This window comes from Bartonella vaga, from assembly GCF_037070895.1.
GTDB lineage: Bacteria > Pseudomonadota > Alphaproteobacteria > Rhizobiales > Rhizobiaceae > Bartonella.
In genome coordinates this window covers 386,079-410,683 of the sequence record NZ_JAYMZK010000001.1, presented here as the reverse complement: position 1 = coordinate 410,683, position 24,605 = coordinate 386,079, and the positions used below count along the sequence as shown (strand labels likewise).

General features: G+C 38.0%; 22 protein-coding genes, 1 tRNA gene and 1 other RNA gene. 17 read left to right on the top strand and 7 right to left on the bottom strand.

Annotation, left to right across the window (positions count from 1 at the left end):
* Positions 1-321 precede the first annotated feature (321 nt).
* Complete coding sequence (locus WCP76_RS01775) at positions 322-885, bottom strand: disulfide bond formation protein B (RefSeq protein ID WP_336293973.1); 564 nt, start codon at positions 883-885, stop codon at positions 322-324.
* A gap of 10 nt (positions 886-895) precedes the next feature.
* Positions 896-1,042 (bottom strand): DUF5993 family protein, encoded by a 147-nt coding sequence (locus WCP76_RS01770; protein WP_336293972.1) that lies wholly within the window; start codon positions 1,040-1,042, stop codon positions 896-898.
* Between the two features lie 958 nt (positions 1,043-2,000).
* Between WCP76_RS01770 and purE the strand changes: the two genes are divergently transcribed.
* The 7 genes from purE to WCP76_RS01735 all read left to right on the top strand — a co-directional run bounded on the left by purE (position 2,001) and on the right by WCP76_RS01735 (position 7,283).
* Positions 2,001-2,498 carry a 5-(carboxyamino)imidazole ribonucleotide mutase gene (gene purE / locus WCP76_RS01765; protein WP_336293971.1) on the top strand — a complete coding sequence of 166 codons (498 nt, stop codon included), beginning with the start codon at positions 2,001-2,003 and terminating at the stop codon, positions 2,496-2,498.
* A 55-nt stretch (positions 2,499-2,553) separates the two neighbouring features.
* Positions 2,554-3,657 (top strand): 5-(carboxyamino)imidazole ribonucleotide synthase, encoded by a 1,104-nt coding sequence (locus WCP76_RS01760; protein ID WP_336294013.1) that lies wholly within the window; start codon positions 2,554-2,556, stop codon positions 3,655-3,657.
* A gap of 743 nt (positions 3,658-4,400) precedes the next feature.
* Positions 4,401-4,526, top strand: coding sequence for a type B 50S ribosomal protein L36 (ykgO, locus tag WCP76_RS01755; RefSeq protein ID WP_004863016.1), 126 nt, complete (start codon positions 4,401-4,403; stop codon positions 4,524-4,526).
* Between the two features lie 109 nt (positions 4,527-4,635).
* On the top strand, positions 4,636-5,406 hold the full coding sequence (locus WCP76_RS01750) for a tetratricopeptide repeat protein (protein WP_336293970.1): 771 nt from the start codon (positions 4,636-4,638) through the stop codon (positions 5,404-5,406).
* A gap of 121 nt (positions 5,407-5,527) precedes the next feature.
* Positions 5,528-5,688: non-coding RNA, 6S RNA (ssrS, locus tag WCP76_RS01745), on the top strand.
* A 137-nt stretch (positions 5,689-5,825) separates the two neighbouring features.
* Positions 5,826-6,443 (top strand): 5-formyltetrahydrofolate cyclo-ligase, encoded by a 618-nt coding sequence (locus WCP76_RS01740; protein WP_336293969.1) that lies wholly within the window; start codon positions 5,826-5,828, stop codon positions 6,441-6,443.
* An 18-nt stretch (positions 6,444-6,461) separates the two neighbouring features.
* On the top strand, positions 6,462-7,283 hold the full coding sequence (locus WCP76_RS01735) for a TIGR00282 family metallophosphoesterase (protein ID WP_336293968.1): 822 nt from the start codon (positions 6,462-6,464) through the stop codon (positions 7,281-7,283).
* 128 nt (positions 7,284-7,411) lie between these two features.
* Here WCP76_RS01735 and murA read toward each other — a convergent pair whose 3' ends face one another.
* Together murA and WCP76_RS01725 are read right to left on the bottom strand one after the other, a co-directional pair.
* On the bottom strand, positions 7,412-8,710 hold the full coding sequence (gene murA, locus WCP76_RS01730) for a UDP-N-acetylglucosamine 1-carboxyvinyltransferase (RefSeq protein ID WP_336293967.1): 1,299 nt from the start codon (positions 8,708-8,710) through the stop codon (positions 7,412-7,414).
* A gap of 142 nt (positions 8,711-8,852) precedes the next feature.
* Positions 8,853-8,999 (bottom strand): hypothetical protein, encoded by a 147-nt coding sequence (locus tag WCP76_RS01725; protein ID WP_336293966.1) that lies wholly within the window; start codon positions 8,997-8,999, stop codon positions 8,853-8,855.
* Between the two features lie 153 nt (positions 9,000-9,152).
* Between WCP76_RS01725 and WCP76_RS01720 the strand changes: the two genes are divergently transcribed.
* Positions 9,153-9,227 (top strand) — tRNA-Thr (locus WCP76_RS01720).
* A gap of 107 nt (positions 9,228-9,334) precedes the next feature.
* Here the strand turns inward: WCP76_RS01720 and WCP76_RS01715 are convergent.
* The 3 genes from WCP76_RS01715 to WCP76_RS01705 form a co-directional block, all read right to left on the bottom strand.
* The gene (locus WCP76_RS01715) at positions 9,335-10,111 is read right to left on the bottom strand and encodes a lambda exonuclease family protein (RefSeq protein ID WP_336293965.1); all 777 of its coding nucleotides are present in this window, start codon (positions 10,109-10,111) and stop codon (positions 9,335-9,337) included.
* 770 nt (positions 10,112-10,881) lie between these two features.
* A complete protein-coding gene (locus WCP76_RS01710) occupies positions 10,882-11,271 on the bottom strand; it encodes a hypothetical protein (protein WP_336293964.1) in 390 nt (129 codons plus the stop codon).
* A gap of 313 nt (positions 11,272-11,584) precedes the next feature.
* Positions 11,585-11,902 (bottom strand): XRE family transcriptional regulator, encoded by a 318-nt coding sequence (locus tag WCP76_RS01705; protein ID WP_336293963.1) that lies wholly within the window; start codon positions 11,900-11,902, stop codon positions 11,585-11,587.
* A 468-nt stretch (positions 11,903-12,370) separates the two neighbouring features.
* On the opposite strand from WCP76_RS01705, the gene WCP76_RS01700 reads away from it, so the two are divergent.
* The 9 genes from WCP76_RS01700 to WCP76_RS01660 all read left to right on the top strand — a co-directional run bounded on the left by WCP76_RS01700 (position 12,371) and on the right by WCP76_RS01660 (position 23,800).
* Complete coding sequence (locus tag WCP76_RS01700) at positions 12,371-13,396, top strand: YdaU family protein (protein WP_336293962.1); 1,026 nt, start codon at positions 12,371-12,373, stop codon at positions 13,394-13,396.
* A 1-nt stretch (position 13,397) separates the two neighbouring features.
* On the top strand, positions 13,398-15,734 hold the full coding sequence (locus WCP76_RS01695) for a toprim domain-containing protein (protein ID WP_336293961.1): 2,337 nt from the start codon (positions 13,398-13,400) through the stop codon (positions 15,732-15,734).
* 133 nt (positions 15,735-15,867) lie between these two features.
* Entirely contained in the window at positions 15,868-16,464 is a 597-nt protein-coding gene (locus tag WCP76_RS01690) for a hypothetical protein (protein ID WP_336293960.1), read from the top strand.
* A gap of 1,240 nt (positions 16,465-17,704) precedes the next feature.
* Positions 17,705-18,031 carry a hypothetical protein gene (locus WCP76_RS01685; protein ID WP_336293959.1) on the top strand — a complete coding sequence of 109 codons (327 nt, stop codon included), beginning with the start codon at positions 17,705-17,707 and terminating at the stop codon, positions 18,029-18,031.
* Positions 18,032-19,540: 1,509 nt separating this feature from the next.
* On the top strand, positions 19,541-20,098 hold the full coding sequence (locus tag WCP76_RS01680; protein WP_336293958.1) for a hypothetical protein: 558 nt from the start codon (positions 19,541-19,543) through the stop codon (positions 20,096-20,098).
* Between the two features lie 1,096 nt (positions 20,099-21,194).
* The gene (locus tag WCP76_RS01675) at positions 21,195-22,136 is read left to right on the top strand and encodes a YopJ/AvrA family T3SS effector serine/threonine acetyltransferase (protein ID WP_336293957.1); all 942 of its coding nucleotides are present in this window, start codon (positions 21,195-21,197) and stop codon (positions 22,134-22,136) included.
* 433 nt (positions 22,137-22,569) lie between these two features.
* Positions 22,570-23,232 carry a gene transfer agent endolysin BgtA gene (bgtA, locus tag WCP76_RS01670; RefSeq protein ID WP_336293956.1) on the top strand — a complete coding sequence of 221 codons (663 nt, stop codon included), beginning with the start codon at positions 22,570-22,572 and terminating at the stop codon, positions 23,230-23,232.
* Positions 23,232-23,453 carry a hypothetical protein gene (locus WCP76_RS01665; RefSeq protein ID WP_336294012.1) on the top strand — a complete coding sequence of 74 codons (222 nt, stop codon included), beginning with the start codon at positions 23,232-23,234 and terminating at the stop codon, positions 23,451-23,453. The genes bgtA and WCP76_RS01665 overlap by 1 nt, the downstream gene beginning before the upstream one ends.
* Positions 23,454-23,581: 128 nt before the next feature.
* Positions 23,582-23,800 (top strand): hypothetical protein, encoded by a 219-nt coding sequence (locus WCP76_RS01660; protein WP_336293955.1) that lies wholly within the window; start codon positions 23,582-23,584, stop codon positions 23,798-23,800.
* Positions 23,801-24,605: the final 805 nt, after the last annotated feature.

Below are 24,605 nucleotides of genomic sequence, written 5' to 3'. Positions count from 1 at the left end.
AAGCCGCATTAAAAAACATCGAGAGCAAAAATTTTTCACATAAGAGTAGATATGCTAATCAAAGAGTTTCTCATAAAAGATTATCATTAAGTTTTTATTATCCGCAATACTCTTTGTAGCTAAAATTTCATGGGATTAATCGAAAGCGCAAATAAAAGCTCTTTTCTGCATGGGAGGTTAAAAATCTGGATTATCTTTATCCTAAAAATTTCTGCAAAAGAAGTGGAATTCTCAATATTACTGCCTCTGTTATTTATAAGTCTTCGGATTATACATCCAGAGATTCCACTGGAAAATCTCTTTCAAGATTGAGAAATAAAACTAACTGGATGACAATTCATAAATTACAGGATCACCGCTACATTGTCCACCACCGCATTCCAGCACAGTAGAAATTAAATTTGCTGCAATCAAAAACACAAAAAAGAAAGTTGCCATTCTGTCCAACATTGGTAAAGGAGAAAAGATCATAATTTTGTGCGCCAATTCACTTAAAACCATGATAAAGGAAACCACCAGAATCCAAAGAACTGCGGTAACGAATACCCAAGTATAAAAATGCAACCCAAAGAAAGTTGAAGCATATCCAAAATCATCTGGTGTGATATACAAAAACACTTGCCGAGCAGCAATGATACTGGTTACCACACAACCCAAAATAACCATACCATAATGGGTATTTTTAACCTTATGGTGAATATTAAACAAAAAACCACACCCCGCAAGAATCAATCCAACGCGTTGAAGAAGACATAAGGAACAAGGTAATTCAAACTTTACAAGTTGATAATAAAAAACTACCACCAATACAATGGATAATCCAATAAGCCCCAATGCATTCATAAATATGACAAAATGAGGATTTTTTTGTTCAACATTTTCCATGACTATATCCTCAAAAAGCTAAATTTAAAGTAGAAGTTGCGTGATAATTAAAAATAATAACAAAAAGCAAAATTGCCCACAAAGCATAACTTATGTTTTTTTTACCATATACAGCTGTTATTGCTGTACCTAGAGCGATTAAAAATGGAACAAACATGACCTAAAATCTCCTGATCTTGTTGTTGACACATAAAAGATATTGCAAAATTAGGCAAAAAAGAGACCATTTATTATTATTTATACTTATTTAACTCATTCATTATACTTTATCATGTATATGAATTACTGTAAGCGAATATAAAGCAAGCATTTAGCCTTATTTTCCTGTTTTTAAGGTATGAAAGATTCTTTTTCTCTGATAATATAGAATCACTTGGACAAAAAAATAATCATAATTTACAAAAGGCTAATATTTTTTGCATCCCTCTTAGAATTTTGCGTTAAAATATTTTTGACTTACTTTTGCCACTAAAATCTCTTTATTTATGATAAGCAGAAGCCTAGACTGCTGCATTCCTTGCATTATATCTTTTGCCCTCTCTTTTTTCTTGCGCAAAATAGGAAATGATAAAACCTTCTGAAGAGGCTACAACGTGCCACTCTGTCCAACGTTTTATCCACCGCCGGAGACTGCCTTAAGACTATCGTCATATATTTTGAGAAACCTTATACCCATAACAATAAAGCGCAAAATAGACCCGCCTTATTTAATCTGCATAATCACTTTCTTAAGCAAATCGAGCTAAACATCACTCATCCGGAAACAGAATAAGGAAAATTTTACGTTAATTTCACGGTTTATTTTAAGCATCACTCTATAAATATGCTTGTTTTCTTAATTATTTATTATAGTAGACTGGCTTGATTTTTGAGATTCACGCTTTTAAATTTTGTAAAAAGTATTTTCCATGACAACACACCATAAAGATGAAAAGAAAAATCTATCACAGTTTTATAAAACTTCTGTAGATGATACTTTGTGCAATTTATAGTCCACCCTAAAATTAAATTGCAAAAACTGTTTCTCTGTAATCAATTGACTTTGCAAAAAGAATATAGAACTCTTAAGAAATTAAGGGAAAAGAATCGCATTGAACACTTGAAAAGGACGTAAGATGACTAAAAAATCATGTGATATAGCGATTTTAATGGGTAGCCAATCAGATTGGCAAACAATGCGTCATAGCGCGGATATTTTGGCATGTCTTGGTATTTCTCATATTTCGCAGATTATTTCAGCACACCGAACTCCTGAACGACTTTACCAATTTGCGAAAAGTGCAAAAGCGGAAGGTTTTAAAATTTTGATTGCTGGTGCAGGAGGCGCAGCGCATCTTCCTGGTATGTTAGCATCCCTCACTCCACTTCCTGTTTTTGGCGTTCCAGTGCACTCACAGTCCTTATCTGGTCAAGATTCTTTACTTTCAATTGTACAAATGCCAGCAGGAGTACCAGTTGGCACATTAGCAATTGGCAAAGCAGGTGCTATTAACGCGGCACTTTTAGCTGCAGCAGCTATGGCGATTTACGATGATAATCTGGCACAGCGACTACAAGATTGGCGTCAGCAACAAAGCGCCAGTGTTGCGCAAACTCCTGTAACAGAGGTTTAAAATGATACACTCTTTCAACGCATCCCACACATCTAGCGCATCCCCTACATCTAACATGACCTCTGCACCCGCTATGTTACCTTCAAGGAACGTGATCGGTTTAATAGGTGGAGGACAGTTAGCACGTATGTTAGCCATAGCAGCAGCAGAGCTAGGGTTTCGAACGGTTGTTTTTTGCCCTGAAGCAGATTGCCCGGCCGCACAAACAGCGAATGAACACATTGCTTCGCCTTATGATGATTATTCAGCATTAGATCGTTTTATTTCTTTGTGCGATGTTGTGACCTATGAGTTTGAAAATCTTTCGCTTAAAACGGTTCAATATATAGAGAAAACCAAAAATGTTTATCCCTCTTCCAAGGCGTTAGAGATTGCGCAAGATCGGCTTTTTGAGAAGCAATTTTTGCATGATCAAGGTATCCGCACAGCATCATGGCATGCTGTTGACAATTCTTCTTCTCTGCGTTTAGGCCTTTCGGCGTTAGGTGGGCGTGGTCTTTTGAAAACCCGCCGCTTTGGTTATGATGGAAAAAATCAGATAATGTTGGATCATCCAAATGAGAAAGCAATTGACGAAGCCATGAGTGCCTTTCAAGGTCAACCTTCGATCTTAGAAGAAATTATTCCTTTTTTATCGGAAATTTCAACTCTCTCGGCACGGACGAAGCAAGGGGAGCATATTTTTTATGATTGTCCTGAAAATCAGCACAAAAACGGCATCCTTCATAAATCATTTGTTCCCTCGCATGTTCCACTTGACGTGCAGAAAGCTGCACAAGAAATAAGCGTAACAGTGATGGATGCCCTAAATTATGTTGGTGTTCTTTGCATTGAATTTTTTGTCTTAATAGATGGTAGTCTTTTAGTGAATGAATTTGCGCCTCGTGTCCATAACTCTGGGCATTGGACGCAAAAAGCATGTGTGACCTCACAGTTTGAACAGCATATCCGCGCCATTTGCGATCTTCCCTTAGGCAGCACACATCGCCATAGCAATTGCCAGATGATCAATCTTATTGGCAACAATTTGAACGACTTCAAATATTTTCTCACGCAAAAGCACACATCGGTTCATTTATATGGTAAAAGTTCTATTCACCCCCTACGCAAAATGGGGCATGTCATCCAATTAACAGGACCAGCCACAAGATCTTTATAGCAGAGCCTTTTACCCAAACGCTTCTACCCACAAAGAACAGCGAAAGAAACCGATAAAGCAACTTTTTCTGCATTTTTTCAAGAACAGCTCTGATTTCACAAAAACAAGTTTCGAGGGCTTTTCTTCAAAGCCCTTTTAATACAAGGGTTGAAAATACTCTGCAAAACCGGCTCCCAGCACCTCTTCAAGTTTCTTCTTCGCAGCATAGCAAGTTTTTGTTTTACAGCTTTAAAATATTTGGGCTCCCCACCCACTTTTCCTTTCGCTAGGCTACGAAGGCCAACTTATAGCGAATATCTATAGCAATCAATTTTATGACGCATTTTGTATTGTGTCTCCCACGCCTTCTCATAATATGAACTCTTTCATTAGAGTTTCCTTCGCTTGTCCATAATTTCATCAAGAGTAAAAGAATTGTAAGTTTTCCCATATCTTTTTCTCTTTTATTTTCTGCACTATAGAGAATTTGCAAGGAATATTCACTTGACAAGAATGAGACTCCTTGTTAGAAACATACTAGTTTTTTCAATCTTCACTTAATTTATTGTGCTAATTAGATGTGTTAACGTATTCCTTTGTTTTTGGGGTGTGTTTTTCTTCTGTGATCACAATGAGGTAGTGTGTAATACGATACTTTTAACGCAATCGTATAATTATAACACAATGTTGTATAATATGGCTGTGTGTTGTAGTATTTCTGTTATAGTGTTGTATTATGTAAACATGTATAAACGGTGGGTATAATGAAAATTAAAAATTCGCTTAAAGCACTAAAGGAGCGTCACCGTAACAACCGTTTGGTGCGTCGTAAAGGTCGTGTTTATATCCTTAATAAAACAAACCCACGTTTTAGAGCACGTCAAGGCTAATGTTTTTCATGCCTTCTGTTTTTTCGGTATAAAGCTTTTTGTCTCTTGAAGGTTTGTTTTTAATTACAGGTCCGTTGTTTGATAATTCATCGTTTGAGGGCTTGTTTTAATGGTTTTTTTTACCTTTTTAAAAATTTTTCAATTGCGGAACTGTTTTATTTTCCGGAAGTTTTTTTTGCTTTTTCTTTTCAGCAGCTTTTGTTTCATTTCTACTGGATACGGCCAAAATCCTCCTTCACTTCCTCATAATCAACCCTCTCCACAATTGCTTTTGCCGTTAGATGATCTAATACCCGGCCAGCCCCCTTCAGAATCGCAGGAATCTGATTCAGCAGTGACAGTTCTTGAAGATTTTGACTCACCACACCAATCCTCTGCTAGCAGAGCAAAGCAGCGCAAAGAAAAGGAAATTTCACGTTTACTCAAAGAATTAAAATTTTGTGCTGATGTTCGCGAAGCCAAAAAGATAAGTCAGCAGCTCCAACGTTTATGGTCACAATCGGGTAGTGAAACGATTGATCTTTTAATGTCGTGGGCTGAGAATGCTGTCAGCGCCGATAATTATGGCCTTGCCCTTGATTATATAGACAATGCTCTTGCACTTTTGCCCACTTATGCTGAAGCATGGGTAAGGCGTGCTTGGATTCATATTCAACTGAGTGATTTTAAACTTGCCATGCTTGACCTTAACCATGCTCTAGAACTTGAACCACGCAATTACATAGCATTTTTTGAGCTGGGGGTTACCATGGAAGCGACAGAGCACCCACACCTTGCCCTAAAAGCTTATCAAACGGCTCTTGACTATTATCCACAAATGCAAAAGCTTCAAAAGCGCATTGAAATTCTGTTAGACGAAGAATCACCACAAACTCTCTAAATGAAAAAGATCGCCTCCCAAAACGTTTCTCCATATATTATTTTAAAATATTACAAAGTGGATACAATCAAGATCATTTTATATCTAGCAGAAAATCTCAAACTATTTTATAGTGAGAAAGGGTGTTCTGCGCTTCTCGACAGGAAATAACGTATTCCTGAGACCTTAGTGATCTTCGAGGGAGCTGTCCCTGATAAAGCTCGTGGGCTTTTTCATATGGCGCCCACCTATTTGTATAGGTTCCCGGGATCAACTTTTTCCATCGGCTGTTGTGGATCACCCATTTTTGCTATAGATAAGACAAATTTTTATAGCTCTTTTTCAGGTCTAGTAAATTTCTCTGCTATTTTACAAGATTTGTGAAATTTTGACGGCTAAAATATATTATTATGCCTCTGTATCAATATATAGAATAATTAATGGATATACTAACCCAAAACGCAAAGCACCCACAGTCCACTTTATCCATTCGCTCACGGCTACGGAAGAGAGGCTTATCCTGTCGTGATTCTCTTTCAGCAGAAGAGCGCGTTGTTTTTTCGCACCGCGCCTGTTCCCACTTAATTCATAGCCTTAAACAAAATGGGGAAAATTTGTCGCGCTTGATTTTGGCGGGTTATTGGCCAATCAAATCGGAAATGGATCCTCGTCCTTTATTTGATGTTATAGCATTACACGGTGGGTCTTTAGCGTTACCGGCAGTGCTTGATTCAACCACCATGGTTTTTCGTGCATTTTCACAAAGTACCGTCTTAGAACCGATGCGCTTTGGCACATTTGGGCCTGGTGCAGAAAATGCAGTTGTTATACCCAACTTTATTATTGTTCCACTTTCTGCATTTGACAGTCAATGTCACCGCCTTGGCTATGGAGGAGGATATTATGATCGCACAGTTAAATCTCTTAAAAAACAAGGACATCGGATTAATTTACTAGGCTTCGGCTTTTCATGTCAGGAAGTTGAATCCATTCCCCATGCGAAGCATGATTTAATTTTGCAGAAAATTTTTACAGAAAAAGGTTTTTTAAAATGCTAAAGTGTGATTAAAACGCTTATGCGTTTTTTATTTTTAGGTGATATTGTCGGAACAACGGGCTGTGTAGCTGTTATTGAACAGCTACCGCAGCTGATCAGAAAATGGAAGCTTGATTTTGTTGTTGTGAATGGTGAAAATGCTTCCAATGGTTTCGGTATTACACGGGAGATTTATCAAGATTTTTTGATGGCTGGTGTTGACGTTGTAACAACGGGAAACCATGCTTTTTCATGCCCAGAGATAATACGCTATGCCCACGAGAGCGATCGCTTTTTACGCCCAGCCAATTTTGCTAAAGAGTCCCCCGGAAGGGGTTCTGATATTTTTACTGCAAGGAATGGGGCTCGTGTGCTTGTTGCGAATATCTTGGGCAGTGTTTTTATGCCGTGCAAGGTGGATGACCCGTTTGAAACAGCTGAAAATATTCTATCAGCGTGCTCTTTGATGGAGCAAGCTGATGTGATTATTTTTGACTTTCATGCAGAAACGACGAGTGAGAAGCAATGTTTTGGACATTTTCTTGATGGTCGTGTCAGCGTTATTGTAGGAACGCATACCCATATTCCTACCGCTGACGCCCAAATTTTAGAAGGCGGCAGTGGTTATTTGTCGGATGCAGGAATGTGTGGAGATTATAACTCGTCTTTAGGTATGGATAAGGAAGAGCCTTTACATCGTTTTCTTTATAAAGAAAAGAAAGGTCGATATGAACCGGCCTGCGGTCCTGCTACCCTTTGCGGTTTAGCGGTTGAGCTTTCAAACCGTACAGGTTTAGCAGAAAAGATCTCGGCGGTACGAATTGGTCCTCATTTAAAGCCTGAGATTCCAGATTTTTGGTAACGCTATTTGCGTATTTTTATGTAGGGATTTTTTTAAACAGTTCCCCTTCTTCGATCTCCAATCAGGTTTTATCTCCCGGTGGGATTCCTGGATAGTTTGTTTTACTGACGCAAGAATAGTGAATATGATTAGACATTTACACGTTGAATGATAGCACCACATCGAGCTAATTTTTCTTCCAACCTCTCGAAGCCACGATCAAGATGATACACGCGGTTGACGATTGTCTCTCCCTTTGCTGCCAGCGCAGCAATAACAAGAGAGACAGAAGCACGTAAATCAGTAGCCATGACTGGTGCGCCTTGCAAATTATCTGTTCCATAGACGGTTGCTGTCTGCCCATTCAGCTTTATCTGAGCGCCCAAACGTATAAGCTCCTGGACATGCATGAAACGATTTTCGAAAACCGTTTCAGTGATACGAGCGGTTCCCTTAGCGCATGTCATCAGCGCCATGAATTGGGCTTGAAGATCTGTTGGGAAAGCAGGATAGGGTCCTGTTTTGATGTCCACGGGTATTATTTTGGTTTTTTTTGGGTTTCGTTTAACGTGAATTCCTTGAGGTTCTATTTGAATCTCGAGTCCGGTTTTTTGGAGAACCTTTAGCACTTGGGTAAGATGGTTAGAGTTTGCATTTTTAAGAAATACATCGCCACCTGTCATAGCCACGGCCATTGCATAGGTTCCTGCTTCGATTCGATCGGAAATGACTTGTACTCTAGCACCATTGAGTTTTTTAACACCTTCGATGGTGAGTGTTTTTGTTCCTTCACCGGTTATTTTTGCCCCCATTGCGTTGAGTGTCCTAATAAGATTTGACACTTCTGGTTCACAAGCAGCATTATCGAGAACGGTTTTTCCCTTTGCCATTGTAGCCGCCATAAGCATAACATGTGTCCCACCGACAGTAACTTTAGGAAAATTGTAGTAAGCGCCTTTTAATCCCCTTGGAGCTTTGGCCTGTACATATCCATTTTTGAGAGAAATCTGTGCTCCTAAAGTTTTAAGCCCCTCGAGGATAAAATCTACGGGTCTTGTTCCAATAGCGCATCCTCCAGGAAGCGAAACGTAGGCTTCTAGGCATCGTGCAAGCAATGCTCCGATAACCCAAAAGCTTGCGCGCATTTTTTTCACGAGTTCGTATGGTGCACGTGTTGTGATTATTTTTTTAGCAGTAAAATGAATTGTTCTTGAATTCACACAATCGTGCTGGTGGCCTCTTTGTCCATCAACGGCATATCCGACACCATGATTATTAAGAATACGAATTAACAATTCCACATCAGCAAGATGGGGAATATTTTCTAAAGTGAGGGTTTCTTCGGTGAGCAAAGAAGCAATCATAAGGGGCAATGCAGCATTTTTTGCTCCTGAGATAGGAATGGTTCCTTCAAGTTTTTTCCCTCCAACAATTTGAATAGAATCCATAGTGCTCTCCCTCTCTCCCTTTGCATTTTTTCTCCCAAAGATTTTGCTTTTTGGGAGATTATTTTTATGTTTTCCAACTGAATCCCACATATTAGAACGAATCATTGAGAAGTTTGGTTGCAAAGACGCCGTAAAATGTTTTTCAAAGCTCTTTTTCTGCTCTTTTTCTGCTTTGCTCTTTTCGACGTTTCAGGTTTTGACGCAATTGTTTAGCCAATCTTTCTTGGCGTTGTTTTGCTTTTTCGTCTTTGTGATGAAGTTCTTCTTGTTTTTTAGGCATTTGTGTCATTGCGCAACCTTTTGGGTTTTTTCAAGCAACTCATGGCTTTTGTATAAGAAATGTATGTCATGACACAAGACGGGATTTCTTTCAAGAATGTACAAATGTTCTCTTGCCTATTTTATGACAATATGGCACAAAACAGCGCGAAGATTGAAAACAGCTGCGGTAGCTCAGTGGTAGAGCACTCCCTTGGTAAGGGAGAGGTCGAGAGTTCAATCCTCTCTCGCAGCACCATTGTAGGTAGAATATCTTTCTCCACTGAGACAAGGCTCCCTTTATTAGTTTTTAACGTCCTCACGCTATAACTATAAGCTATAATTGGTTAGCTATTGTACATATTTTCAATGTTGAACTGATCCTCTTCTTTTCTTTTGCTTCCCATATCTTATTCCAATTCTTCCTCTAAGCCTATGGCTTTTACGCTCCTCCAGCATATTTTCCGGTCTTCCCAAAGTCTCTATTTTTCCCATTTCTATGGCATTATTCATTCTCATGCCAAATCCTGTTTCGCCCCCCTTAATTTGCTGTACCATAATCTCCAAGTCCTCATTAAAGCGGCTAATTTCCTGCTCAAGTTTCCGAATATACCCTTCATCGCGGTAAGCGCGCTTAATTAGGGGTGGCATATCTGGCCAATAGAGCATCAAATCTATCCATTCACGTTGAGCAATCCATAAGCCTCCCTGACATTGTGCTTTATGCTCTTCGGGAAAACTTTTTTGATAGAAATAAGGGATCAAGATTTCTGGTTTTTTTGTTTTAATTTCCAATAATCCATTTTTTCCAACAAAAGCATCGGGAGAGAAGCCTTTTTTTCGATCATCCGCCATCACAAATCCAATGCATTCTGGCTCTGTTTTAGTGAGTGTTCCATAAAGCTTCCGTGCACTTGGTTCTAATTCTGTTCCGCGCCGCATAGAGAGTGTTGTCCCTTCATCGACGGTTTTTCCAGTAATTCTTTCTCCAGCGAGTTTCATCATAAGGGAATGATATCGTGAAGTTTTTTGTCCTTGTTTTTTTTGTGCAACCACCATTTCAAACAAAGAAGCTGTGATCAAACCATTGCGGAGTTTTTTCCATTCATCTGTTCCCTGAATACAATCAATAATAATTGGCATAGTATTTTATCTCCCCTTAAATTTGAGGCGCTTTTCTCAATTGAAGCACTCTCCATCATTTGAAATATCGGATATTTTTTAAGTGCATGTCTTTTTGAAATACTTTGCAATTGATCAATCTTGAGCTTTTTCTTTAGTTATTAAAGCAGCTTCTGCTTGCTTTGAATGCTTTTGGATTGTTATTTTTGAATTTTGCAGACACGCTTTGCGTTGTTGTAAAAAAGTAGCGACTGTTTCTTTTTCAGCATATTTTTATAGAAATTTTTGATCCTTGGCTCCCATTTTGGATCTAAGATTCTGCCCCCTCCTATCAATTAGTTTTTGTTTTTCATTCATATGCCTTCATTCTCAAACATATATCTGCTTTCAATGGAAATTCCCCCTAACACGCTTTTACTTAAGCTTTCCCTTAAGCATATCTCCCCCCCCTTATGCAGCCCCACGACTTTTCCCCCGACATAACAGCTCCCTTTGACAAAAGACCTGATATTTGAGTCGTGCCCCCCCGGGGCTCATAGAAAAAACGTTTAAAGTCTATATCCTGACATTGATACCCCAAAGCCTTTTTCAACCATGTTTTTTCCCGACAGCAAAAAGATTTCAGAGATATTTTTCTGGAAAGTTTTGCAACACACTCTGCAACCCGTTATGATATAAGTGGGTTTTATTATGCTTTTGTGATTCGCATCAGACTATGTTGTGAATCTTTTCAGCTTAATAAAGTGGGGTTCTTCAATAAGAAGTCTTAAGATAGCTTTCCATGATTTTCTTTACCACCAGTAATCACTCAATACATCACATGGACGCAAACGATGCTGTTTTTCATAAGATCCACAAAGATTATCCTCATAATCACGTGCGACTTTTTCATCTAAATAAGCATGGTAAGCATCGCTATTAAAAATGAAGGGGTGCAGTTGCGTATTTTGTTCATCAATTTCATAATTTTCGACATATACATCGGCGAGTTGTTCACTAACATCTTCTGCGTGAAGAGTAGTGAGATCGAGGCGCAAAAGTCTTTGAACATTTTCACATTCTTCAACAAGCTCGAGCACTTCTTCAATTTGCTCGAATGGTCCCTCATAGGCATCACTCTTTTCACCTTCACAGAAAATGATGAACATTTCATCCTCTTTAACGAACGGAACATTTTTCATGATTCTCCCCCTTTGGACAGTTTATAAAGCACAGCTTTGTCTTGACAAGGCCGAATATAGCGTTAGTCTTATATCCTCTATAGGAGATATGTCAAATATTTTATCCTCGATAACAAATATTATTTTTAGCCTTTAAAACATTCAAAGGCCATATGTGAATAAAATATTATTCTATTTTATTCACTCAATGCCTTTATTTTGTTCTCTATTTGTTCTTACACAAAGAAACTACAAACAGACAGGGGAGCTGATATGAGCGATTTAGAATTTATACAACACTGGTGTACGCTTGATCAAAAAACACAGAGAGATATTATCTTAATGCTTCGCCAATTGGTCTCCGCAAAAGAGTTAAAATCGCTTGTCTCTCTTCAGGAGAAAGCCTCGAAAGAAGATCAATAAACTCTTTATCTTCTGGGCTTGCCCCCTGACCATAAAGGATATAATTCATACTGATATTAATTTCGTGACAAACGCGTGCCAGTGATTCAATTGTTGGCTCTTTTCCTTCAGAAAGAATAGAATGAAGGTACCCCGCGCCTTTACCAGCAGCAAGGGAGATAGATCTTTTTGACCGACCACTTTTTTCAAGCGCAACACTTAATCTTTTACGCCAACCATCGATATTCATAGTTTCACCATATAGCGTGCCTTTTTAAAAAAACACGTCCTTTTTGCAAAACGGGCTTGCATTATCCTCTAAAAAGGATAAAATAAGCCCCACCCTTTAGAGGAGATAAAAGTTCATTTTATGTTATGGTCAAAAGAACAGTTTATCATCCCAAAGAGTGTAAAAAAGCTCCAGAAAGCTCATGCGTTTAGAAATATTTACTGTTTACCTTTTGCCATCTACACAATCTTAAACTGTAAGACTTCACACCTAAACAAGCCCAATCATTTACTAGATTTCCATAAAGAAACACCTAAAAAGCTGTCATTTAATAGAACAAATTGCAACAAAACTGAAACACTTTACTAAAGCATAAAAATTTCAAGCGAATGCCAACGAATACATAAAAATCCAATAAACGCATAGAAACACCGTCCTCGGTTTCATTGTAAATAAAAATGTATAAACAAGAAGAAAGTGGATTGAAGCATGAAACACACCAATCAACAAGAAAATCCTCACTATGAATTATCTAGGCTACCATATGTTTGTTGGTATCAGAATGATTTTCTAGGGGGAGTTCGTGGAATGCGTGCACACGAAATTGGAATTTATACAATTCTTCTCAATGAAATGTATGCCCGCGGTCGTCCTCTAGAACTATCAGAAGAACGTTTAGCGCGTCTTTGCGGTTGTGACAAGCGAACTTTTGTTAATGTTTTAGAAATGCTAATTCAAGAGAGAAAGATTTTACATTTAGCCAGTGGTTTATGGAATAAACGCTGCGAAAATGTATTCCAAGATCGAAAAAAATTGCTTGAACAGAAATCTTTTGCGGGACGTTCTTCAGCAAAAAAACGTAAAAAAATCAATGATAAAATTCAACAGCTTCTCAACGAAAGTGTAAGAGATGATGAACAAAATTTAGAAGCTCAGAAGAAAGAAGAAAAGGAAACACCTAACGGTGTTTCAGAAAAGAATTTTTTTTTGATAGACCAGAAGAGAGAGCAAGAAGTGAAATCTTCGAACCTCTATTCCCCTCACATAGCCAATGAACAAAACGGAACGGAGCATCTTTCTGACGCATCTGCAAACACAGAAAACCCTAGCGGCCTTATGGCAAACGTCGAAAATCCTGTGAGCTTAAGCGCAAAAACCAAAAACGCATCCGGCTCAGGGAAGAAAACGAAGGGTCGCACAGCGATACCCGAAGGACGTCCTCTTCCGGCTGATTGGCAAGCAGACATCCACGCAGCTATTTCAGAAGGTTTGAGTGAAGAGCAAGCCCGTTGGCAAGAAAAGAAATTTCGTGATTACTGGCACGCCAAAAGCGGCAAAGAAGCACTTAAAGCAGATTGGCAAGCCACATGGCGCAACTGGTTTCGCCATGAAATTGAAAGAGTAAAGGAATCTCGAGAAAGGCTTGCGGTTTTCTCCCCTCACCCCACTCTCACCTCACATTGCAGCGATAACGATTATCTTTACAGAAGTCTTATAAACTACCACACAAATTAACATGAATACAATTTTTGAGATCAAACAAAGGCTTTCGTCTCAAGCAGACGCTATAGCAGAAATGCTTCTTCCACAGGGGCGCAGACGTGGCAATAACTGGATTATTGGCAATACGCGTGGTGAAAGTGGCCAAAGTTTATTGGTCTGCGTAAGCGGCAGTAAAGCCGGACTTTGGTACGATTTTGCGGAAGGCATTGGAGGTGACCTTTTAGACCTTTGGTGCGCGGTAAAAGGAATCACTCTTTCTCAAGCATTAGAAGAAGCTCGGACTACTCTCAATCTTACGCGCCCAAAACCCTTTATGGCACCCTATCGTTCCTATCGGCGTCCACCTGCTCCTTCAGGCAACACACCACAGAATTTAGTGAAAACCTATCTACACAAAGAGCGCTGCATTCCTCTTGAGATTATAAAGCGTTACCGCATAGGAGAAGATGGTGAGAAAATTATTTTTCCTTTTTATAAGCCTGATGGCACCCTCGCCTTAGTGAAAGAACGGCCAGCGCAAGCGAAAGCAAAAGCAAAACCAACAACAGCGCAATGCGAACCGATTTTATTTGGTTGGCAAGCTCTTTGTAAGATGAATCAGGCCTCTGCCTTCACGAATCGGGCTTCTGCCTTCACGGATCAGGCCTCTGCCTCTACGAATCAGGCCTCTACCTCCACGAATCAGGCCTCTGCCTCTACGAATCAGGCTTCTGCCTTCACGGATCAGGGAGCTGCCTTCACGGATCAGGCACCTACCTCTACGAATCAGGCTTCTGCCTCTACGAATCAGGCCTCTACCTCTACGAATCAGGCACCTACCTCTACGAATCAGGCTTCTGCCTCTACGAATCAGGCCTCTACCTCTACGAATCAGGCCTCTGCCTTCACGGATCAGGCCTCTGCCTTCACGGATCAGGCCTCTGCCTTCACGGATCAGGCCTCTGCCTCTACGAATCAGGCCTCTACCTCCACGGATCAGGGAGCTGCCTTCACGAATCAGGCTTCTGCCTTCACGGATCAGGCCTCTGCCTCTACGAATCAGGCTTCTGCCTCTACGAATCAGGCCTCTACCTCCACGGATCAGGGAGCTGCCTTCACGGATTTTGCCTCCTTCCTTGCAAGCAAAGCTTTTTCTTCAACAAATCGTACAATTGTCATCACCGAAGGAGAAATTGATGCACTCTCATTAGCCGCCTACGGATATCCAGCAGTTTCCGTACCATTTGGAGGAGGAACTGGGGGAAAACACAACTGGATTGAAAATGAATTTGATCATTTAGAACCTTTTGAAACCATTTTTTTAGCCACCGATATGGATAAGTCAGGTGAAGAAGCAGCATATGAAATTGCCAACAGGCTTGGCCGCCACCGCTGCTACCGTGTTCGCTTACCCCGGAAGGACGCGAATGACTGTTTAACTGCTGGCATTGATGCAGCCACCATAGCAGCTGCTTTTTCGTCAGCAAAAAGCTTTGCTCCAAAAGGGTTACGACGTGCTTCAGAATATAAAGATCAAGTCATAGAACTGTTTTGGCCAGCGCCTCAACAGCATCTTGGCTATACAATTCCCTACCCTAAACTCAACGGAAAACTGTATTTTCGTCCAGCAGAATTAACACTATGGAGCGGTGCAAGTGGTGTTGGGAAAAGTCAGCTGTTATCAGACTGCATTCCACATTGGATTTCCCAAAAGAGTCGTCTTTGCTTAGCCTCACTAGAAATGAAAGGAGAGCAGTCCTTACGCCGTTTAACAAAACAAACGGGAGGCTTAGAACAACCAACAAGAGAGATAATTGAACAGATTCTACGTTTTTTAGACGATGGGCTTATTCTTTATGAACATGTTGGTAAATCGAACGTCGACACATTATTAGATGTGTTTGACTATTGCCGTGCTCGCCATGGATGCGATCAATTTATCATAGACAGTTTAATGCGGCTAGGCATCGCTTCTGATGACTATGCTGGGCAAGAACAAGCAGTTTATAGAATGGTTGATTGGGCCATTTTAAATGCTGTACACATTCACCTTGTTGCACATGCACGCAAAGGTGGCTTGGAAAGAGATGTCCCTGGTACTGAAGATATTAAAGGTGCTTCAGAAATTGGTGCCAATGCTTTCAACATCATCACCATTTGGCGTAATCGGTCATTAGAAGATAAAATTTGTTCTGCATCTCGCATGGAAGAAAAAGCCAATTTAGCCAAACGCCCAGGCGTTATTATGAATATCGCAAAACAACGTTCAGGTGATTTTGAAGGAAAAATTGGTCTTTGGTTTGATCCACAAACTTATCGCTATCGCTGTTCTTCTGATTGCTCCTCAACCTCACGTCGTTATATTGAGTAACGGGACAAAACATCTACTTCTTCAGGGACTCTACCTGCTGCAAGAGAAACATGCATGCACACTTCTCTTCATGAGCATACATCATAGACATCGAATTTTTTTAAAGCCAAACCACAATTTTTGAGGAAATAATATGCAACATCAAAAGAAAAGAGAAAATAGAGAGGAACAAAAAAGAAATACAAAAACTTCCCCTTGCTTCCGCCAAGACAAAGAAAAAGAACATATTGGCCATGTTAAAGTACGAGAAGTGCAGATCGAAACGAGCAATCCTTACTTTCAACCAACCCATCCAGAAAGCTGCAACAACCCTCGCACTGTTAAAGCCATTGTCAATGTCCAAAGCCGTCCCATTGCCCTTTTGTATGCAAAAGGGCATATCAGCAAAGCGCAATATCAAGCAGCAGAACGCTTTTATGTTTACTGGCGTCAGAGTCAGGCTGACCTCCATATGAGTCCTGATTACACTCGGCAAAAGGTTGGGTGCAGCCAAGGTTATACGCATCCCATTGAACGTCAAATAGAAGCATCCAATCATTTGAAAATAATCAAGGTTCAGCTTGGAATTCTTGGCTATTCACTTGTTGAAAAGGTTGTTGGTTACGGTCAAGCGATAAAAGAATTAAATTCCTCGAAGCGCAAACAAAACTCTCTTGCTGACCACTTACGAGATTGTTTAGATTTGTTAGCATTTCATTGGGGTTATGCAAATCGTAAATACTCTGAATAATCTCCTGCTCTAAATAATTAAGACATAAAATTGAAGCATCGCATAACCAACTATAGAGCCACTAAAGCATTGAATGACATAAAATATCAATCGATACAATGGCACCCCCCCATGCAATGGATCTGAAGAACTAAAAGAAATACCGGAAACCAATTCTGTTAGATCTCTTCACCAACAACTACTTCACAGCGAGCTACTTCCCTGGAGGATCACCCCTCAGCAGAAGCCAATTTGAGCAACATTTACCAAACTGGAACTTATCCCATTGGCTAATCAAGCTCATTAAGATACTGCCGCTCCTATAAAATTTACATTTTTTTCAGAGCCTTATCCTTTATCTATCGAGTATATAGCATTATTCTTAGCACTTTGTCTGATGCATCCCCAGATTTTCAGACTTAATTCTTCCCATAGCAATTCTATTTTCAACAAAGAATAAAAGTATTTTTACAAGAGTAGCCTTGTTGACTATGACACTTTAAAACATAACTCATAGAGTACATTTTGGAATAAAAGAATCAATAATAATGTGTTATAGCGCCATTTTAGGATAAATGAATAATCCTTAAGTTGTTTTTGCATACTATTGCATTATATTTATTTTCTGCAATACAACCATATTTATAAATGGCACGAATAAAAATCAAAAAATGGCCATACAAAAGCACAAAAATGTCTAAATTATTGCACATTGTGCATTATTTCGTGCCGTTCTGCCAGCTTTTAACGCCATCGCATGATCAGCTAAGATACTGAGCATCTTTCTTTAGCCGCCACTACTTTTCGTATTATATGCCCCCCCTACAGGGATGCACCCAAATCCTACAGGGTGCATCCCAGCTCTCACGGAGTGTACCTAAAACCCCACTGGACACACTCCACTCCTCACGGAGCACACCCGACTTCACGGGATGCACCCCCATTCATTAGAGAACCTCCTTAGCTTTCATCGATGTTCCACTTTCAGAGTCTCTATTTCCATAGCACAAGAAATTTACCGATAGCTATTTTGTCACCAATTTTCATGTAACTATACATATGTATACTTTAAACTACACTTTATGTACATATAAAACAGAATTTGAAAGAATTAATTTAACCAATTAAGAAAAAATTTTGTCAAATTATAGACAAACTTCATTCTTTTTTGTGACTGTTGCATTTTTACTATAGTTATTTAAAGTGAATTTATATATGCTCCATTTTGATATTTATGGAAAATAAATATAGGAGGAAGACTATGGACATTCGATATTTTTTTATAGCAGGCGCAGTTACTAGTGCTTTGTCTCTCGCGCTTCTAGAATCTGATTATATAGATACTAAACAACCATCTCCCATTGTTACGCCCCATACTGTTGATAAAAATGCTGTAGAGCTTTTTAAACCAACAGGTATTACATCTAGAACCCTAAGTGCATTGGATACACAAGAACCGCAAGGTAATAGTGAACCAAGACAGGACAGAGTAGACGATCTATATAAAAAGGGGAAAGATTTATTAAATGCGATATTTGGATTTCTACGTTCTCTTATTATGTATTGCGTAGAATCTTTTTTCATGTAACTTCATATAACACAGAGCGCATAGAGAAAAGTGTGCCAAAATCTTCTATAGATTGCAATATATTACAAAGTTAAATATTAAAAAGGTCCCCCCAAAAAACGGGACCTTGATTTTACTTTATTATAGCCGACAATACTCTTTTATTTCTGTACAACAACTTGCATCCACAAATTGATTAGCTTTTATACAAAGGATAAAGCTACAATCTTTTCTTTGCGGGCTGTAGAATATCTTTTTTAAAGCGGTTACTCTTTCTCATTTTATAAATTTAAGTAACTTTTAAGCCATTCTTTTTACATTTTGTTTTATTTTCTCCATAACTCTATCAAGCCCTGCATAATATTTTTTGTTTTTTATAATAGCTTAAAGGCGTTCGCATATATTTAAAAATAGCAAGAAATTATGCCTTTTAAAGTTAGCACAAACACCAACCATGATATATGCTCCAATTACTAAAGGAATGAACAATAGCGGAATTAACGCGATAAAGCATTACTTTTTCTCTTCATCGCATTCTATGAAATAATCGCTCATCTTGCCATTTTAATGATTTTTCCAAACTCTGAATCATTTTATTCACAATTTAATTTATGTACAAAATGAATGTGATAAACTATTCCAGCATTTGCCTACAGTGTATAGAGAAATATAAAGGTCAAAATTCCATTACTCTACTGCACACCCATTCATAAATATTCAGTAATTAAATAAACCGCTCTCTTCAATATGAGATTCCATGGTTTCATGATAGCTCCCCCATAAATCTTAACTTTTTACAGAACAGTAAAGTTTAAGAGATCAAAGTTTATTTTATCTTCCATAATTATAACTTTAAACAAAAGCAAAGATAACAAAGAAATCAACATAACTGGATATTTCTTCTATTTATATATTATTATCAATGTATTATTGATATTTTTATTTGAAACGATAAGCCGTGTTGTGGTATTATAATGGAGGGGAGATAAAGTTTATTTTTGAAGGACTATTCAATATATGATGAACTTTCCTTCAAAAAGGATATGAATATATGCTTAACAAAATGATAAACATCAAGCATCTTGGTACTGTGCTTAACAGCAAAATAATAGCTTCTCGAACAGAGTTTGAAAATTTCTGCACAGGCCCCTCAATCAGAGAAACAAATCCAACAAAGCATCAGAAAGTGCCATGGTATTCCATTGTGTTTTCTAGTTTACATTTGGCAAAAATTGCTCTTTTCAATCCCTCAAGATAAGTTCAAAAACTTTGATAGAAGGCAAATGCTTAACTGTAAATGAACAAGATAAAAATGGTAATGAATAACTTGTGAAAGAGATTATTTTTTCACACCAGAAAGGCTGCGCTTAACTTAAGCCCAAAAGATAATTTTATAACTTTTGCTCTTTATAAGCAGCCTTTATTCCTTATTTCCTCACTGTAATATTTTCAGGTGCTTTTTTCCTCTGCTGTTCCTCTTCACTATTCCTCTTTAAGAGGAAGTTCCTTTTTAATTCAAACGATAGGTTCATGAAAATGCAGAAAAAACGCGGTAGACCTAAAATAACAGGAAAGCTAAGAGAACCCAATGGTCGTATTTCACGTGCCAAAAGACCACACAAATCTCCTCTTCAATCTATGATTGAGATGCGTGCTAAACACTTTAGTCTGAGCATAGAAGAAGCAAAAAATCCACTTTCGAGCTCTTATATTGGGCGTCTTTGTTTGCTTGGATATAAGCAGGATGTATTGGGCATAAGTAAAGAACAATATGACACCGCACAACAATATCTACAAATCAGAAACGACTATCTCTGTGCAAAAGGCTTACCAAACGGCTATTATGATGATTTTACACACGCATCAAGTGAAAAGGTACAAAAACAATGGATTCAAAAAGCAACTGCTCACTATGAAAACATGAAAGAAGTAATCAAAGAAACACAACATCTGCATCGCCAACATAACTTTCATGCCGCATTACAATATCTTGTTGTAGAAGATCAATCACTTCCCTATCTTGTCTGTTCATTACGTATTATTCTTAATGCGCTTCATAAATATTTTAACGGCTCAACAAAGAATTAGCATTTGATAAAAGTACATATGCGTAAATCTTTATGGCATTATTTTTCTATACATGCAGTTATACTAAGTTATTCATGATGCGATATCCCGAAAACTTATTGCAAAATTGAAGCGTGATAGTTTTTAAAAAACCTAAAAAAAGATCTTCCCCACCAGCTAGCCCCACACTAAAAGTTTTATAACAAGCAATAAACTTCATGGTTTCATTTTTGTAAAAGCACATTTTGCTTCCCAAAAAGAGAGGAACGGCAAACCTTGTTGCGTAACAAGCTGATTTTTTAAAAATAAAAAACCCAAATTCATACTTTTCTGTTGACAATATATGAAAAATAATATTTAATGACAAATGCGGGGAAGGTTTTTTTGTGCCTTTATTAACGTGAACATAGGCTTACACAAGGTGCTAAGATGCACTAATGCATTGAAAATGCTAAGATATTTGTGTTTTATTTTGATTCTCTTGTGCATAAATTAATATAGAAGAGTGAATTTGAATTGAGAATTCAGAACAGGGCTTTTCTGTGGAAAACATGTAAGAATTACATAAACGGTTAGCAATAAGAATTCGCCAAGAGAAGCCAGTCTATTTACAGGATGGAGTGATTAGGAATCTCCATTTTTAAAAGCTAAGCAGAAATTTGCTTTGAAATTCACTCAAAAAATGAACCGCTCAATGGGATCTGAGAAGAAAATTTCAAATAGCATAGTACTTTTTCATTTGTTCTATGCCCACCAAGCATATGCATCCAGTAAAACTTATGATGAATATTTGCTATTACTAATATGGCATAAAAGTTTTATGAGCCAAAATGACAAAAAGCCCTTAATTTTAAAATAAAAATAAGATTCAAATGCACCTAAATTTCTCGTAATTTTACAGATTTTAGAGATGCAAAAAATGCCCGGCTGTTTAACAGCTAAAAACTCTAAATCGTATATTAGTAAACCTTCTTGCAAAAATTTCTTGGACTAAAGCATGGTCTTACAACCTTACCTTTCAAAACCAGAAAGGGAATTAATTTAAACCATTATTTTGCCATAATTAAAACAATAGAATTTAATGTCGATTGTCCCCCGGAGATTGGAGATTACTGTTATGAAACCATCGAAACATCCCCCGAGCGATCATTCAAGACAAATGCAAGGAAGTGATAATACAGGTGAAGCAAAAAAAGCTCCTTCAGCAGCATTAGAGACTGAATCTTCTCCAAAAGAAGATATTTTGCAAAATCTTCCATTTAGTCGTCAAAAATTAGAAAAAATTATTGAAAGCTTAGAGGATGACATTACCAGGGGAGCATGGAAAAACAGAAATTATGTAAGTACGGATCTCAAGTTAATGCCTGCCTTGGTAGAACAAGCAAACGTTAAATATTCAGGACTGAATCTTAAATTTGTGGATGATCCTAGTGACTTTGCTAGATCAGTGGAAAAAAATATCAATGACGGGGTCAATGTTGCACGATTTTTAGTTTACACGAACGATAAGTGGCTCCATTTTTCGGTAATCGATCAAAGAACTATCGGTGGAAAAACATCCGTGATATTTTTTGAATCTACAACATTTGATAATACAAAATCATCGTTGCTGGCAATTAGATCACAATTGGCCCTTCAGAATTTAAATCTGCCTAATTGTCGTTTTTCAATCGTAGAAATGGATATTCAAAGAAGCTCCTCGGAATGTGCGATGTTTAGTCTAGCTCTTGCCAAAAAGCTTCATACGGAATCTGAAAAAATAGAAATAATGCATCAAAAAAATATTGATGGTGTGTTATGTGAACCAAATTTTCCTTTGCCCTCTGATAAGGTGGATATGTATCTTCCAGCTTCTTTTTATAAGCACACGCAGGGGAGGAGACGTATGGGTGCATATATAAAATCGAATCCAGATTCTGAAAAGAAGAAAATTAACAAAAAAGGTGAGACTCTTACTGAAAGGTTTACGAGGAACTTAGTGGAATTAGATGGGAAAAGTGTCTCTGTTTCACCGCACAAGAAGAGGATTGTTGAATATAAAAACGTGCTTAAATTGTGATGTATTTTAGAAGTTTTTAGATAAAAAACTGTCTTCAAATTTTGAGGTTCTTTTTAATAGCAATGCGTGTCTTTTTGAATATGTAAGATATTTAGTGGTTTTGTGGATGTGTAAAGAGTAGAGTGGGCGTTTTTAAAGTTTTTGTATAATATTCTAAAATGATAATTTTTTATCTCAAATTTTTACGCATCGATGATGTTTAATAATTCTTATTTTATAAGCACCATTAAATGGTATGGGCACCACCTGCCCGATAGAAAGGTTTGTTGCGAACTAGCTGTACAAACAACCACTTACTGAAAGTTTTATTGTTCAACAGTCTTGTTATTTAATCACAGTTTCACTTCTCTTCTGTTCTTGGAGGGGGTCGGGGTTTAATGTTATTATATCAATCAGCTCCACTTTATGTGGGGCTTTTTTTATGGAGAAGTTTATGCGAAAAATATCATCAGAAGGACTTGCACTCATTAAACAATGGGAAGGTTTGCGTTTAAACGCCTATAAAGATGCTGTCGGTGTGTGGACAATTGGTTATGGACATACCAGCTCTGCTGGAGAACCTTTTGTTTACAAAGGCATGACAATAACTGAAAAGCAAGCAGAAGAACTTCTTTGTCAAGATTTAAGACAATTTGAGAACACTGTTGAACAAACTGTTACCGTTTCTTTAAATCACTACCAATTCACAGCATTGGTATCCTTTTGTTACAATGTAGGAATAAAGGCATTTTGCAATTCTACACTTCTAAAAAAGCTTAATAACGGTGATTATGAAGCTGTACCAGCTGAGTTGCAGAAATGGACAAAAGCAGGAGGAAAACGTTTGCTCGGTCTTGTGCATCGTCGTGCAGCAGAAGCAGGGTTATGGGCCAAAGGCGCTTATGTTTCTTCCAATTATCAAACTGTAGAATCTAAAGCGCAAACATTTTTTTTCAAAGCAGAAGCACTTGCCCCAATTATTAGTGCTTTTTCAGGCCTTGGAGGCTTATTTGCAGGGAATGGCCCGATTCAATGGGCATTAGCTCTTGTTATGGTTTTAGCAGCCAGTGTTGGCCTTTTTTTTATTGGTAAAAAGTTTCAGGAGCAACGCTTGTGATGTGGTGGAAAAAAAACTTAATAATGATGGGAGCGGCGTTAGCCGCTTTTTCTGCCTCTTCATTAAAAGCTTTTACTCTCGGCAAAAAGGCTGCACAAAAAAAGCAAGCAGAAAAGGCTCTAAAGTTAGCAACAATAAGACTTGAGGTAGAAAATGAAATTAATAAAAAAAGCGATGCTGATGTGCGTGCTGACCTTGCTCACTGGTTGCGCAACCAGTGAGCATTTTTCCTGTGTTGGTTGGCAGCCTATTTACATCAACAAGCAAGATCTGAACGCCATCAGCTCGCGCTTAGCAAGAGATATCTTAAAGCATAATAAACAGGGTGAATATCTATGTGGGTGGAGACATGGTAAAAAGAGAAACTGAGAACAAAACAGAGCTTACGGAAACGGAAAAAGAAATGCTTCACGAAATGATCGTTACTTATCAGAGTATGAAAATCATGTCTCGTATGATGAAATGGCTAGTATTTTTCATCTTTATATTGATCCTTGATTTCGCACGTCTCATAGATACAATAGAAGATATCTTCGTGCATTTAAAGCGGTGGTTCTCAAAAAACTAAAAGCTCATCTATTGATTTTATGTCTCTAAAGAAATCAACAAACCAAGTTTGCACGGATTATATGTGGTGGGGTAAGTGATCTACCATTTAAAATTTTTATCAAGTTATTCTTGATATGAATGCGGTACACCAATTTGAGAAAGCAATTTCGTATTTTTTCAAAAATTCATTTGCATTGAGGCTTTTGTAACAAAATTTCCCACTCAACGAGCAAGAATCGCTTTGACAATTTCAAATGGTGCAGATGTTGTTTCTGCTATCCAATTTTGTAAGCTTAAGTGCAAGCGGACAATTTAAGTGCCACCACAAATTTTCATGCAGTTTTCTCTTATTGCATCAGATAAGGGATCTGGACACAATTTTGCAGAAATCATAACTTTACCTGATACCACAAGCAGCCTTATGCAAAGTGGTAGATTGTTTAATTTCATGATTTTATTGATCTTTTCTTCGCTCTAAACAACATGAGAGTGTTACCTCCCATCAATCTGTATTAAAATAATCTGAGAGATTCACAATAAAGTTGAAAACTTTCAAGCACAAAAGAACAGTATAACACTCTCTAGTTTCTTGCCATTTTACTAATCACTTCAGTTTTACCTATGAAGATTGTCATGATTTTAGAAAAGGGAGCATAGGTGTACATTTTGAATTGTAGATTGTTTTTTCCCTGTGGGTTTGTTCACGCTGCTGACCATTTATGTGTTTCCCTTCATAGGCTGTATGAGCAAATCCTGGCCTGCATCTTTCATTTAAGTTTCTTTGTTCTACACTTTGTTGAGACAAAAGAACTCAGACATAAATA